15 protein-coding genes are annotated in these 13,907 nt (G+C 59.3%); 3 read left to right on the top strand and 12 right to left on the bottom strand.

Going from position 1 to position 13,907, the window contains the following annotated elements; genetic code table 11:
- Positions 1-6 precede the first annotated feature (6 nt).
- The 4 genes from ACWGZX_RS05875 to ACWGZX_RS05860 form a co-directional block, all read right to left on the bottom strand.
- Positions 7-582, bottom strand: coding sequence for a PIN domain-containing protein (locus ACWGZX_RS05875; RefSeq protein ID WP_452627632.1), 576 nt, complete (start codon positions 580-582; stop codon positions 7-9).
- Complete coding sequence (locus ACWGZX_RS05870) at positions 579-1,046, bottom strand: helix-turn-helix domain-containing protein (RefSeq protein ID WP_452627631.1); 468 nt, start codon at positions 1,044-1,046, stop codon at positions 579-581. Before ACWGZX_RS05870 ends, ACWGZX_RS05875 begins: the two co-directional genes overlap by 4 nt.
- A gap of 84 nt (positions 1,047-1,130) precedes the next feature.
- Entirely contained in the window at positions 1,131-2,018 is an 888-nt protein-coding gene (locus ACWGZX_RS05865; RefSeq protein WP_452627630.1) for a LysR family transcriptional regulator, read from the bottom strand.
- A gap of 150 nt (positions 2,019-2,168) precedes the next feature.
- Positions 2,169-2,888: an SDR family oxidoreductase gene (locus ACWGZX_RS05860; protein WP_452627629.1), complete on the bottom strand. Its 720-nt coding sequence runs from the start codon at positions 2,886-2,888 to the stop codon at positions 2,169-2,171.
- 276 nt (positions 2,889-3,164) lie between these two features.
- Here ACWGZX_RS05860 and ACWGZX_RS05855 point away from each other — a divergent pair, with 276 nt between their 5' ends.
- Entirely contained in the window at positions 3,165-3,377 is a 213-nt protein-coding gene (locus ACWGZX_RS05855; protein WP_150781070.1) for a type II toxin-antitoxin system HicA family toxin, read from the top strand.
- Complete coding sequence (locus tag ACWGZX_RS05850; protein ID WP_452627628.1) at positions 3,377-3,781, top strand: type II toxin-antitoxin system HicB family antitoxin; 405 nt, start codon at positions 3,377-3,379, stop codon at positions 3,779-3,781. The genes ACWGZX_RS05855 and ACWGZX_RS05850 overlap by 1 nt, the downstream gene beginning before the upstream one ends.
- Positions 3,782-3,847: 66 nt before the next feature.
- Here ACWGZX_RS05850 and ACWGZX_RS05845 read toward each other — a convergent pair whose 3' ends face one another.
- Positions 3,848-5,053: an MFS transporter gene (locus ACWGZX_RS05845; RefSeq protein WP_452627627.1), complete on the bottom strand. Its 1,206-nt coding sequence runs from the start codon at positions 5,051-5,053 to the stop codon at positions 3,848-3,850.
- 226 nt (positions 5,054-5,279) lie between these two features.
- Here ACWGZX_RS05845 and ACWGZX_RS05840 point away from each other — a divergent pair, with 226 nt between their 5' ends.
- Positions 5,280-5,909, top strand: coding sequence for a hypothetical protein (locus ACWGZX_RS05840; RefSeq protein ID WP_452627626.1), 630 nt, complete (start codon positions 5,280-5,282; stop codon positions 5,907-5,909).
- A 207-nt stretch (positions 5,910-6,116) separates the two neighbouring features.
- Here ACWGZX_RS05840 and ACWGZX_RS05835 read toward each other — a convergent pair whose 3' ends face one another.
- The 7 genes from ACWGZX_RS05835 to hyi all read right to left on the bottom strand — a co-directional run bounded on the left by ACWGZX_RS05835 (position 6,117) and on the right by hyi (position 13,894).
- Positions 6,117-7,115 carry a sulfate ABC transporter substrate-binding protein gene (locus ACWGZX_RS05835; RefSeq protein WP_223514207.1) on the bottom strand — a complete coding sequence of 333 codons (999 nt, stop codon included), beginning with the start codon at positions 7,113-7,115 and terminating at the stop codon, positions 6,117-6,119.
- Between the two features lie 93 nt (positions 7,116-7,208).
- Positions 7,209-8,033, bottom strand: coding sequence for an ion transporter (locus tag ACWGZX_RS05830; RefSeq protein ID WP_452627625.1), 825 nt, complete (start codon positions 8,031-8,033; stop codon positions 7,209-7,211).
- Positions 8,034-8,054: 21 nt separating this feature from the next.
- Positions 8,055-8,969: an urea transporter gene (locus ACWGZX_RS05825; protein ID WP_452627624.1), complete on the bottom strand. Its 915-nt coding sequence runs from the start codon at positions 8,967-8,969 to the stop codon at positions 8,055-8,057.
- Between the two features lie 116 nt (positions 8,970-9,085).
- Positions 9,086-10,501, bottom strand: coding sequence for a pyruvate kinase (gene pyk / locus ACWGZX_RS05820; protein WP_452627623.1), 1,416 nt, complete (start codon positions 10,499-10,501; stop codon positions 9,086-9,088).
- Positions 10,491-11,771, bottom strand: coding sequence for a glycerate kinase type-2 family protein (locus ACWGZX_RS05815; protein WP_452627622.1), 1,281 nt, complete (start codon positions 11,769-11,771; stop codon positions 10,491-10,493). The genes pyk and ACWGZX_RS05815 overlap by 11 nt, the downstream gene beginning before the upstream one ends.
- A 297-nt stretch (positions 11,772-12,068) precedes the next feature.
- Positions 12,069-12,959: a 2-hydroxy-3-oxopropionate reductase gene (locus ACWGZX_RS05810; RefSeq protein WP_452627621.1), complete on the bottom strand. Its 891-nt coding sequence runs from the start codon at positions 12,957-12,959 to the stop codon at positions 12,069-12,071.
- A gap of 152 nt (positions 12,960-13,111) precedes the next feature.
- Positions 13,112-13,894 (bottom strand): hydroxypyruvate isomerase, encoded by a 783-nt coding sequence (hyi, locus tag ACWGZX_RS05805; RefSeq protein WP_452627620.1) that lies wholly within the window; start codon positions 13,892-13,894, stop codon positions 13,112-13,114.
- Between the last annotated feature and the right edge of the window lie 13 nt (positions 13,895-13,907).

The following is a 13,907-nucleotide window of genomic DNA, read 5'->3' as shown; positions in this document are numbered from 1 at the left end:
AGGCGTTCAGAGCAACGTCCGGTAGGTGGTCAACGCCTTTGTCGATTGAACAAGGCCCTGACGAGACAGAAGCCCGAGATACGTGTCGACATCCATCGGTGGCATCTTCAGCTGCTTACGCTGGCGCTGGGCCGCCGCAATCACGGCGGTCCGGTCCAGGTCGAAGAGGTTCTCGACGAACTCGTCGGGATGCTGAGCCTCGATACCGAACGGGACCAGTGCTGTGCAGGGAAAGTCTTTTTGATTGAAGGTCACGATAACGCTGGCATTGCAACGAATGGCGGCCGCCAACACATGTCGATCGTCGACGTCGGGCAACGTCAGTCCTTCGATCAATCTTTCGTAACCCGTTACACAAGCATCGGGAAGCGCCTGATCCATCAGTTCAGAGGTTCGATCCAGTTGGTGCGCGGTAAGATCCGGTCGGTTTTTGAGCAGATTACGTTTCCATTCGTTATGGATTTCCAACGTCCATTTCGCTCTGAACCGCCCGGAGAGCGCAAGCCACATCAGAAAATCTCTCAAGGGAGCGGGGTACAAAACACAGGCGTCATATACAGCGGTGAAAGTGGAATGCCTCACTCGTATCCTGTCCTTAACGCTTGTGCCTGCTCCGCGAGAAGCGTCATTGCTTGCTCGCTGGCAGTGTCGCGCCGGTTTTTATAGTCCATCAAATCGGCGAAGCGCACACGTCGGTGCTTGCCGGTTTTGTGGTAGGACAAGTCGCCGGATTCGAGCAGTTTGATCAGGTGCGGGCGTGAGACGTTGAGCAGGTCTGCGGCTTCCTGGGTGGTGAGTTCGGCGTGAACCGGAACCACTTTGACGGCGTTGCCGGCCGCGAGCTCCGCCAAAATGTCGACCAGCAATCGGAGTGCCGAGGTGGGCAATTCGACGGTATGAGCTTCGTTGCGCTCATCAAAAATCTGGATGTGCTGGGTTTCGAATTGAGTCGCCAAATAGGCCGTCAAGGCGCGCTGCCCTTCGATGGCAGCTTGCACTTCGCGCTCCAAGGGCAAGGTGAAAGGTGGTTGGACGACAGGCGACATGGCGGTTTCCAATATGTTGATTAAACGAAGTTGGAAGGCTATTCGAATTAATCGAAAACCGCAATAAACGAAATATTCGAAACGTCAGGCTTCTTTCACCAACAACCCCTGCACATACTCCACAAACGCCCGAGCCTTCGCGCTGGCCATTCTTCCGGTGGGAAACACTGCCCACAAATCCTGGTTCGGCAGTGTCCAGCCCTTCATCACTTCCCTGACAGCGCCACTGGCCAGTTCCGGGGCAAACATCCATTCGGATGCCATTGTCAGCCCCAGATGGGCGAGGACTGCTTCACGCAAGCCTTCGGCGGCGCTGACGCGAATTCGGCCGTTGATGATCACGGACTGTTCTTCGCTCGCGTTGCGAAACTGCCAGTTGGCACCGCCGCCCAGGGCGTAGACCACCGCCTGATGTTTGCTCAGGTCAGCCGGGCAGGTGGGTTCGCCGTGTTTTTCGAAGTAGGCCGGCGTACCCAGCACCACGCGCCGGCATTCGGCGATCTTGCGGGCGGTGAGACCGGAATCGCTCAGGGCGCCCATGCGCAGGGCGATGTCGACGCCTTTTTCGACCAGATTGATGTTGCGGTCGTCGAGTATCAGGTCGATGTTCAGGTTCGGGTTTTGCTCGAGGAAAGGCCCGAGGTGCGGCACGATATGTATTCGGCCGAAGGTCACGGCGGCGCAAATGCGCAAATTGCCGGTGAGCTCGCTGGCGGCGCCGCGTGCGGCGTTGTCGGCTTCATCGGCTTCTTCGAGGGCACGCTTGGAGCGTTCGAAAAAGGCCAGGCCGGCCTCGGTGGGTGTCAGGCCTCGGGTCGAGCGCAACAGCAGTCGCACGGCTAGGCGTGATTCGAGTTGCGCAATGGCTTTCGACACGGCGGGTTGGCCGATATTCAGGCGCCGGGCGGCGGCGGAAAACGAGCCGGTTTCCACGACGTAGACGAAGGTTTCCATTGCGGCCAAACGGTCCATCTGAAGTCCTTGTGCAAAATCTGATGACTGGCACAGGTCGAGTGTGGGAGCGAGCCTGCTCGCGAAGGCGGCGGAACATTCAACATCAATGCTGCCTGTCACGGCCTCTTCGCGAGCGGGCTCGCTCCCACATTAGATTCGTGTTGTTAGTCAGAAGGCGGCTTTTCCTATTGAGGACCCACCATCGACAAACAAAGTCTGCCCGGTAATGAAGCCGCTCTGCTCGGACAGCAAAAACGCAATCGCCGCCGCAATCTCTTGCGGCTGCCCCAACCGCCCCATCGGCACGCCTGCCAGATACCGCGCTTCACCTTCACTGCCAGGCGGGTTGTTGGCGCGAAACAACTCGGTTTCCGTCGGTCCCGGCGCCACCGCGTTCACCGTCACGCCGGTTTGCGCCAGTTCCAGCGCCCAGGAGCGTGTGAAGCTGATCAGCGCTGCTTTGGCCGCCGCATACGCGGTGCGTTGGGTGATCCCGAGTACGGTCAGGCTGGAAATGTTCACCACCCGACCCCAGCCTTTGGCGCGCATGTTCGGCAGCAGCGCCTGGGTGGCCTGCAACGCCGAATGGAGGTTGACCCGCATCACTTCGTCGAATGTATCCAGATCAATTTCCCCCAGCACTTGCGGGCGTACCAGGCCGACGTTATTCACCAGTCCATCAAATTCGTAAGTCCTGGCCAGATCCGCCAGGACTTCCTGAGTCAGCGCTCTGTCGCTCAGATCCAGAGGAAACAGAATGCCGGGGAACGTCAGGTCAGGCGTTCGGGCTATCCCGACGACTCGATGCCCAGCACGATCCAGGTGCTCGGCCACCGCGCGGCCAATGCCTTTGCTGGCGCCGGTGATAAGAAAAGTACGACGGGTCATTTCACACTCCTTGAAAAACATGCCGCGGGTCAGGCGGCATTTGATCGGTTAGCCGCGAATCGCATCCAGCATCGCTCAGGCTCAGGACGCTGAGTGTAATCCGGGTTGACCTCGGCGTTCGAATCACCCTGAGCGAAAGTATTCATTCTTGTGGGGAATGCCGTGGCCCGCAATCACACCCTGTAAAACAACCGAGCGTCGCGATGCGGGTTTTTGTGCTTGAGTAAAGATAACTCTAGGGTTACTTTTGTTTGAGCCTGAGCAAGGAGGCTATTGGTGCAGAGCAGGCTATTGATTAAAGAGTTGGAAGAGGCTGGATGGATACTGGATCGGATTACCGGAAGTCATCACATCTTCAAGCACCCCTACAACCCGTACACCATTCCCGTCCCCCATCCGAAAAAGGATTTACCGATCGGGACGGTCAAAAGCATCAGGAGGCGAGCCGGGCTGTATTACCCGGGAGCCAGTTATGCAGGAGATCCATAATGCAATATCCAATCTGTATCGAGTGGGGCGACGAGAACACCGCCATCGGTATTCAGATCCCCGATATTCCAGGCGCCGTAACGGCCGGGGATACGTTTGAAGATGCCTATAACGCGGCAGTCGAGATTGCTCACATCATGCTTCAGGAGATGGCGGCTGACGGGGAGTCGATTCCCATGCCTACATCTGCGGCTGCTCACCGTGGGAATCCAGATTTCGCCGATATGGGCTGGGGAATGCTCGAGCTGGACATTTCGCCGTACATGGGCAAAACCGAGAAAGTCAACGTGACTCTGCCTGGCTATGTGATTCAGCGCATTGATCGATATGTGCGTGAGCACAATGTGAAAAGCCGCTCTTCTTTTCTGGCAGATGCGGCAATGGAGAAGCTGGTTCGACACTGAGTGATTTGAGATGCATCTTGCGGGCAAGCTCGACTCTAGAGCTTGCCCGCAAGACTTTTAGAATGCTTAAGCCGTCGCCAACGTAGCCTTCTGCGAAACACTCAAAAACCGCAGCAACGCCAACAGCGGAAACGCGCTGCCGACAATCACGATCCACAACCAGCCACCGTGTTCATACACCGCGCTGGCCACCGACGAACCGAATGCGCCGCCGATGAAGATGCTGGTCATGTACAGCGCATTCAGGCGGCTGCGGCTTTTGGCGTCGAGGGCGTAGACCGCGCGTTGGCCGAGGACCATGTTCATCTGCACGCAGAAGTCGAGCACCACGCCGGTCACCGCAAGGCCAATCACACTGTAGAGCGGATGGATGAACGCTGGCAGAAAGCTCAGGCTGGCGAATAGCAGGGCCAGTAAGGAGGCGATGCGGGTGTGGCCCGCATCGGCCAGTCGCCCGGCGATGGGCGCGGCGATGGCGCCGATGGCACCGACCAGGGCGAAGATCGCGATCTGGGTTTGCGACAGGCCATGGTTGCGTGCGAGCTCTAGCGGCACGGCGGTCCAGAACAGACTGAACGTGGCGAACATGCAACCCTGATAAAACGCACGCTGACGCAAGATCGGTTGTTGGCGCAACAGCGTCCACAGCGATCCAAGCAACTGCCCATAAGAAGCACTGTGATCAGGCTGGCGCTTGGGAATGGTCAGCGCGAGCACGATGCTGATCGCCGCCATCAACGCTGCCGCAATCATAAACATCGCGCGCCAGCCGAAGTGGTCAGCCACCACGCTGGACACCGGCCGAGCCAACAGAATGCCCAGCAGCAAACCGCCCATGATCCCGCCGACCACGCGGCCACGAGATTCTTCCGGTGCCAGATGCACGGCCAGTGGAATCAGGATCTGCACCGACACCGAACTGAAACCCACCAGCAACGAGATCAGCAAAAATACGTTGGGCTGATCGGTGAACGCAGCGCCCAGCAAACTCGCAATCGCCACCACGGTGGTGATGATCATCAGACGGCGGTTCTCCAGCAAATCGCCCAGCGGCACCAGGAAGAACAGCCCCAGCGCATAGCCAATCTGGGTCAGCGAAACGATCAGGCTGGCCATGGTGCTGGTCAGGCCGATGTCCGGCGCGATCAGGCCGATGATCGGCTGGGCGTAGTAAATATTGGCCACAATGGCTCCGCAGCAAAAGGCGAAGAGCAGCACCATGCCTTTGGTCATTGTCGCGGCGCCTTGAGGCACCTCAATCGCTGGTTTCATAACGGAACTCTCTGAACAAAAGGGAATGCGCGAAGGCTAAGCGGCAAGCCCAAACGGCGGAAGAGGGATTGAAGTGATAGTAATCATTCCATTGCGGAATGAGTGACGCGGGGCGGGACGTGTGCCTTGCGTCGGGACATAGAGCGCAGATGATACATTCACTTACATCCTGTTCGATAGCATGCTTATGTTCTCTCTTCACGTTTCATTACCGGAAGGCACTGCCATGACTGCAATGTTCCGTCACCTGATTCGCGGCGCTTCAACCCTGACACTGATCACTTTGTTTACCGCTGGCCTGGCCCAGGCCGCCGACGCACCGGGATTGCGCATTGGTATTCGCGGCGAGATCACCGGGGTCAGCCCCGACGTGTTGAAAGTCCACACCAACAGCGGTGAAAACGTGGTCATCAACCTGACCAACGACACCAAAGTCCGCGCCGTCACCCTGGCCAATATCGAAGACATCCGACCCGGCAGCTACATCGGCTCGGCCGCCATTCCTCAGGAAGATGGCACCCTCAAGGCGCTGGAAGTCCACGTCTTTCCACCGGAACTGGCTGGCAGCGGCGACGGGCATCGGCCGTTTGATCTGGTCAAGGGCAGTAGCATGACCAATGGCAGTGTCGGCGATCTGGTGGTCAGCAATGGCCGAGTGTTGACGGTTAACTACAAGGGCGGGCAGCAGAAGATTCTGGTGCCGGAGGATGTGCCGATTGTGAACCTGACACCGGGGGATCGTAGTTTGCTGAAGGTGGGGGGGAGGATCGTGACGTTTGTGACGCAAAGCGCTGACGGAACGCTGACCGCGCAATCGATCTCGGCGGGTAAGGATGGCGTCACACCTCCGATGTAACCCTGTGGCGAGGGGGCTTGTCGGATCGCCGCATCGCCCCGTTGGGCTGCGAAGCGGCCCTTTTTTGACGCGATGTGCATATCACATCGAGTTTGCTGGTTTTACGAGTGCTGCGCACTCGAACGGGGGCAAGCCCCCTCGCCACAGAAGTGTGCTCCCACAAAAAAGGCGACCTGCTCAGGTCGCCTTTTTCATTGCACTCAGAAATTACTGCCCGGTGTAAATCTGATCAAAGATCCCGCCATCATTGAAGTGGGTCTTCTGTACCGTACGCCAGTCACCGAAGGTCTTCTCTACCGACAGAAAATCCACTTTCGGGAAACGATCGGTGTACTTGGCCAATACCGCCGGATCACGCGGACGCAGGTAGTTCGCTGCCGCAATCTCCTGACCTTCCGGTGACCACAGGTATTTCAAATATTCCTCGGCCGCAGCACGAGTGCCTTTCTTGTCGACCACTTTGTCGACCACCGACACTGGTGGCTCGGCTTCAGCGGATACGCTTGGGTAGATCACTTCAAACTGGTCACGACCAAACTCGCGGGCAATCATTTCCGCTTCGTTTTCGAAGGTCACCAGCACGTCGCCGATCTGGTTGGTCATGAAGGTAGTGGTGGCCGCGCGACCACCGGTATCCAGTACCGGGGCTTGTTTGAACAGCTTGCCGACGAAGTCTTTGGCCTTGTTCTCATCACCGCCATTCTTCAGCACATAGCCCCAGGCCGACAGGTAGGTGTAGCGACCATTACCTGAGGTTTTCGGGTTCGGCACGATCACCTGAACGCCGTCTTTCAGCAGATCGGGCCAGTCTTTCAGGGCTTTCGGGTTGCCTTTGCGGACGATGAATACCGTGGCCGAGGTAAACGGTGCGCTGTTGTTCGGCAGGCGCGTGACCCAGTTCTCCGGCACCAATTTGCCGTTATCCGCCAGGGCGTTGATGTCGGTGGCCATGTTCATGGTGATGACGTCAGCCGGCAGGCCGTCGATCACCGAACGCGCCTGTTTGCTGGAACCGCCGAAGGACATCTGCAGGATGATGTTTTCGTTGTGCTCGGCTTGCCAGTGTTTCTGGAAGGCAGTGTTGTAGTCCTTGTAGAAATCGCGCATCACGTCGTAGGAAACGTTGAGCAGGGTCGGGGCGGCCTGAGCCATGCTGGTCAATGCCAGGCCAGCGGCCAGAAGTGAGGCGCCAAAGAGTTTTTTCACTGCGCAGTCCTTGTTCTAAATTAAAAGTGAGGCAATTTGCCAGCGACTATAGCCGCGCGCGCATAGGCCTTTAAAGATTAAAAAGCTCTTTGCTTATTCCGTTTTCTTAAATAACGCATTGCCACATCGCGAGCAGAACGCCGCGCCGTGTTCGTGGCTGTTTTTCTTGCACACCGGGCAATCGTGTTGCAGCTGTTCACCGCGCATAGCGTTGGCCAGTTCGGCGGTGAAAATCCCGGTGGGCACGGCGATGATCGAGTAACCGGTGATCATCACCAGCGACGAAATCACCTGGCCCAGCGGCGTCTTCGGCACGATGTCGCCGAAGCCCACGGTGGTCAGCGTGACGATCGCCCAGTAGATGCCTTTTGGAATACTGGTAAAGCCGTGTTCCGGACCTTCGATCACGTACATCAGCGTACCGAACACCGTCACCAATGTGCAGACACTGACCAGAAACACCACGATTTTCTGCTTGCTGCCGCGCAACGCCGACATCAGGTAGTTGGCTTGCTTGAGGTACGGGCTGAGCTTGAGCACGCGGAAAATCCGCAGCATTCGAATGATCCGGATGATCAGCAGGTACTGCGCATCGGCGTAATACAGCGCGAGGATGCCGGGCACGATGGCCAGCAAATCCACCAGCCCATAGAAGCTGAATGCGTAGCGCCACGGCTTGGGTGAGCAATACAACCGCAGGATGTATTCGACAGCGAAGACGAAGGTGAAACCCCACTCGATATAGGCCAGCACATCGGCGTAGTTCTGGTGAATGGAATCGATGCTGTCGAGCATCACGATGATGATGCTGGCGAGAATGATCAACAGCAGGGTGCCGTCGAAACGCCGCCCCGCCTTGGTGTCGCTCTGGAAAATCATGACGTAAAGGTCTTCACGCCAATTTTTGCTGCTGTCCATGGAAAACGCCTGAACCGGGAATCAGCGCAGCCTAGGTTGATTCTCCCCAGGAGCGCAAGGCGCACTGGCCCCCGTCGCTTTGCCGAACACTTGAGCAGCCGTACGGATCAGCCAGCAGGCGAGGATGAATGGCGCGGTCAGCGTGGGTAGACCGATAGCGGCAAACATCGGCGTCAGCAGCAGCGCTAATGCAATGCCGACCAGTGGCAGCCATGGCTGCTGGCGCTGTGAGCTGAAGGCGAGGGCGGCGAGCACGGCGTTATAGCCACCGAGGCCGAGCAGGCCGGTGTAGAAGTCGTGGTGCAGCAGGCTCCAACCCATGCCCGCAACAGACGCCAACAACGCCCAGCAGAATGCGCGACGATCAGCGATCAGCAAACCGGCGGCAATCAACGCACCAGCCAGCGGATGACCGAGGAACATCGCTTGGCCGAGACCTTTGAGTGGTGCGGCGAGCATGTTCAGCGTGTTGATCTCGATCAAATGCGCCTTGGTCGAGGGCGTGGCGAAACACAGCAGCAACCAGCTCAGCCCCACGAAGGGCGCGGTGTAGGCGGGCAGGTATTGGCTAAGCCGGGCGCGCTTGAGCCACTGTTGAGTGAGCATCGCGCTCAGGCCGCCGCAGGCAATGATCACCAGCGGCAGCACGGCGGACCACGGGAAATACAGGCTCAGCAACAAGCCGAGCAAAACCCCGTTGTAACTGAAGAGCCCGGCCTGGCGATCGGCCTTGGCATAGCCGCGACGTTGCGCGGTAAGCAACCCGGCGACACCGCCCAGCAGCGCACCGCCGAGCAGCACCGGCGCGGTAAACAGAATGGCTAACAGGCACAGCAGACCACACAGCGGATGGCGCTGGAGGAAAATCTGACTGAAACCGTTGAGCAGGGCAGTCGCCCAGTCGGGGCAGTGGGTGTTGAAGTGATTGGCAGGCATTATTTTTCTGTGTGTCAAAGTGACCGAGTCGCTCGCATCGCTGGCAAGACAGCTCCTACAAAGGCAATGCAATTCCTGTAGGAGCTGGCTTGCCAGCGAAGGGGCCAGTACAGGCGCTAAATCAATGTCTCAATGCGCAATGAGTTAGTCGACCCCGGCTGCCCAAACGGCACACCCGCGGTGATCAATAAGGTGTCGCCGCGCTTGGCCATGCCTTGGGCCTGGGCAATCTCCAGCGCCGTCGAGCACACTTCATCCACTTGTCGCAGCCGATCATTGACCACCGAGTGCACGCCCCACGCCACGGTCAGGCGACGAGCGGTTTGCCGGTTCGGAGTCAGGTTGAGAATCGGCACCGTCGGCCGCTCCCGCGCCGCGCGCAAACTCGACGTGCCGGACTCGCTGTAGTTCACCAGCACCGCCACCGGCAGCACATTGCTGATGCGACGAATCGCACAGCTGATCGCGTCAGAAACCGTCGCTTCGGCTTTCGGCCGGCTCACGTCCAGTTGCGTCTGATAGTCCGGGCCGTTTTCCACCTGGCGGATGATTTTGCTCATCATCTGCACGGCTTCCAGCGGGTATTCGCCAGAGGCAGTTTCGGCCGACAGCATCACCGCATCCGCACCTTCGGCCACGGCGTTGGCCACGTCGGTGACCTCGGCGCGGGTCGGGGCCGGAGAGAAACGCATCGACTCCAGCATCTGCGTCGCCACCACCACCGGTTTGCCGAGTTGGCGGCAGATGCTGATGATGTTTTTCTGAATCTGCGGCACGCTTTCGGCGGGCACTTCCACGCCCAAGTCACCGCGGGCGACCATGATCGCGTCGCTCAATTCAGCGATTTCGCGAAGCTGAGTCACCGCCGATGGCTTCTCGATTTTTGCCATCAAAAACGCTTTGTCGCCGATCAGTTCGCGGGCTTCGCGGATATCTTCCGGACGTTGCACAAACGACAACGCGACCCAGTCCACACCCAACTCCAGGCCGAAGCTCAAATCACGGCGATCCTTGGCGGTCAGCGGGCTCAGTTCCAGCACCGCTTGCGGCACGTTCACGCCTTTGCGGTCCGACAATTCGCCGCCGTTGAGTACGGTGGTGTCGATGGCGTCGGAGTACTTGGTGACCACGCGAAGACGCAGCTTGCCGTCGTCCAGCAGCAGCTCCATGCCCGGTTCGAGTGCGGCGATGATTTCCGGGTGAGGCAGGTTGACCCGGCGCTCATCGCCCGGCGTCGGGTCAAGGTCCAGGCGCAAGGCTTGACCACGATGCAATTGCACCTTGCCTTCGGCGAACTTGCCGACCCGCAGTTTCGGGCCTTGCAGGTCCATCAGAATGCCCAGCGGATAATTCAGCTGGCGTTCGACTTCACGAATCCACTGATAGCGCTGAGCGTGGTCGGCGTGATCGCCATGGCTGAAGTTCAGGCGAAAGATGTTGACCCCTGCCTGCACCAGCTCACGGATGTCGTCGATCCCGTTAGTGGCAGGACCGAGGGTGGCGAGGATTTTAACCTTCTTGTCAGGCGTCATTTTTAGGGCTCTCGAGAATCAGGATGGCACGGAAGTCGTTGACGTTGGTGCGGGTCGGCTCAGTGACGATCAGCGCGTCTAGCGCTTCGAAATAGCCGTAGCCATTGTTGTTGTCCAACTCGTCGCTGGCGCTCAGGCCAAGGGCGGCGGCGCGGGCGTAGCTGTCCGGGGTCATGATTGCGCCGGCGTTGTCTTCGGAGCCGTCGATGCCATCGGTGTCGCCAGCCAGCGCGTAGACGCCGGGCAGGCCTTTGAGGCTGTCGGTCAGGCTCAGCAGGAATTCGGCGTTGCGTCCGCCACGGCCATTGCCGCGCACGGTGACGGTGGTTTCACCGCCCGAGAGGATTACGCAGGGCGCCGCCAATGGCTGACCGTGCAGCACGACCTGACGGGCGATACCGGCATGAACCTTGGCCACTTCGCGGGACTCGCCTTCCAGGTCGCCGAGGATCAGCGGGCTGAAACCGGCCTGACGCGCTTTCACCGCAGCGGCTTCAAGCGACTGCTGCGGACGGGCGATCAATTGGAAGTGACTGCGCGCCAGGCTAGGGTCGCCGGGTTTGACTGTCTCTGATTCCGGGCTCTGCAGCCAGTTGCGCACCGAGGCCGGGACTTCGATGTTGTAGCGCTTGAGGATCGCCACGGCTTCGGCGGAGGTGCTCGGGTCGGCCACGGTGGGGCCGGAGGCGATGACCGTGGCGAGGTCGCCCGGCACATCGGAAATCGCATAGGTATACACAGTGGCAGGCCAGCAGGCTTTGCCGAGACGGCCGCCCTTGATCGCCGAGAGGTGCTTGCGCACGCAGTTCATCTCGCCGATGGTGGCGCCGGATTTGAGCAGGGCTTTATTGATCGACTGCTTGTCGGCCAGGGTGATGCCGGCCGCGGGCAGCGCCAGCAGGGCAGAGCCACCGCCCGAGAGCAGGAAGATCACGCGGTCGTCTTCGGTCAGATTGCTGACCAGTTCCAATACGCGTTTGGCGACCGCCAGACCGGCAGCGTCAGGTACTGGATGAGCGGCTTCAACCACTTCGATTTTTTCACACGGGGCGCCGTGACCGTAACGCGTCACCACTAGACCTGATACTTCACCCTGCCAGCAACGCTCCACCACTTGGGCCATGGCCGCGGCGGCTTTGCCGGCACCGATGACGATCACCCGACCGCTGCGATCTTTGGGCAAATGGGCTTCGAGGACTTGCTGCGGATGGGCCGCGTCGATGGCTGTGGCAAACAGCTCGCGCAGGAATTGTTGCGGATTGACCGACATGGCGGGCTCCCGGATTTCTTGTTATTGGGTTTGAAAATGAATCCGTGTCGCCTGGATCGCTGGCAAGCCAGCTCCTACAGATCGGCGCACGTCCTTGTAGGCGCTGGCTTGCCAGCGATCCAGACGCCTCGGTGTGTCAGGCAGAACGCATCGAGGCAATCGCCGGCAAGCCGGCTCCTACAGATCGGCGCACGTCCTTGTAGGAGCTGGCTTGCCAGCGATCCAGACGCCTCGGTGTGTCAGGCAGAACGCGTCGAGGCAATCGCCGGCAAGCCGGTTCCTACAGGGTGTGTGGCGTTACTTATCGCGAATCGAGAAATTCGCCATGTGTTCCAGGCCCTTGATCAGCGCCGAGTGGTCCCAGTTGCTGCCACCGATGGCCGCGCAGGTGCTGAACACTTGCTGGGTGTTGGCGGTGTTCGGCAGGTTGATGTTCAGTTCCTTGGCACCTTGCAGGGCCAAGTTCAGGTCCTTCTGGTGCAGGCTGATGCGGAAGCCTGGGTCGAAGGTGCCTTTGATCATGCGCTCGCCGTGCACTTCGAGGATCTTCGAGGATGCGAAACCGCCCATCAGCGCTTCACGGACCTTGGCTGGGTCGGCACCGTTTTTCGAAGCAAACAGCAGGGCTTCGGCGACGGCCTGGATGTTCAGCGCCACGATGATCTGGTTCGCCACTTTGGCTGTTTGACCGTCGCCGTTGCCGCCCACCAGGGTGATGTTCTTGCCCATCGCCTGGAACAGCGGCAGAACGCGTTCGAAGGCATCGGCATCGCCGCCGACCATGATGCTCAGGCTCGCAGCCTTGGCGCCGACTTCGCCGCCAGACACTGGCGCGTCGAGGTACTGCGCGCCTTTTTCGTTGATCCTGGCCGCGAAGGCTTTGGTCGCGGTGGGCGAGATCGAACTCATGTCGATGACGACTTTGCCTTTGCTGACGCCGGCTGCAACGCCGTCGGCGCGGAACAGCACGTCATCGACCTGTGGGGTATCCGGCACCATGACGATGATGAATTCGGCTTCTTGCGCGACTTCTTTCGGGTTGGCGAGGGCGACGGCGCCAGCGGCTATCAGGTCGGCAGGCGCGGGGTCGTGGTGCGCCGACAGGAACAGGCTGTGACCGGCTTTCTGCAGGTTCAACGCCATTGGGTGGCCCATGATGCCGGTGCCGATAAATCCGATTTTAGCCATGAGAAAATCCTCTTGTTTTTATTGCTGCTTCAAGCAAATAGGGGAGCACTGCTTTTGTAGGAGCCGGCTTGCTGGCGATGCGGGCGACAAGGTCTGTCAGACACACCGCAGTGATGCCTTCGCTGGCAAGCCAGCTCCTACAGGGATTTGTGTTAGATCGCGTTATGGGTTTTCAGCCAACCCAGGCCTGCTTCAGTGGTGGTCAGCGGCTTGTATTCGCAACCCACCCAACCCTGATAACCGATGCGGTCCAGGTGTTCGAACAGGAAGCGGTAGTTGATTTCACCGGTGCCCGGTTCGTTGCGCCCTGGGTTGTCGGCCAACTGGATGTGGTTGATCTCGCCCAGGTGCGATTGCATGGTGCGGGCCAGGTCGCCCTCCATGATTTGCATGTGGTAGATGTCGTATTGCAGGAACAGGTTGGCGCTGCCGACCTGTTCGCGAATCGATAGGGCTTGCGCGGTGTTGTTCAGGTAGAAACCCGGGATGTCGCGGGTGTTGATCGCTTCCATCACCAGTTTGATGCCCGCCGCTTGCAGCTTGTCCGCCGCGTACTTGAGGTTGGCGACGAAGGTGTTTTCCACGGTGGCATCGTCGACGCCTTGTGGACGAATACCGGCCAGGCAGTTGACTTGGGTGTTGCCCAGCACTTGGGCGTAAGCAATCGCCAGATCGACACCGGCGCGGAACTCTTCAACCCGGTCCGGCAGGCACGCGATACCGCGTTCGCCCTTGGCCCAGTCACCGGCCGGCAAGTTGAACAGCACTTGAGTCAGACCGTTGGCATCGAGCTTGGCTTTGATTTCGGCGGAGCTGAAGTCGTAGGGGAACAGGTACTCGACACCACTGAAACCGGCCTTGGCGGCCGCTTCGAAACGGGCAAGAAAATCCTGCTCAGTGAACAGCATGGACAGGTTGGCTGCGAAACGCGGCATGGTGGTCTCCCAT

The sequence above is a fragment of the Pseudomonas sp. CLCA07 genome (genome assembly GCF_053615335.1).
This window is presented reverse-complemented; position numbering and strand designations above follow the sequence as displayed.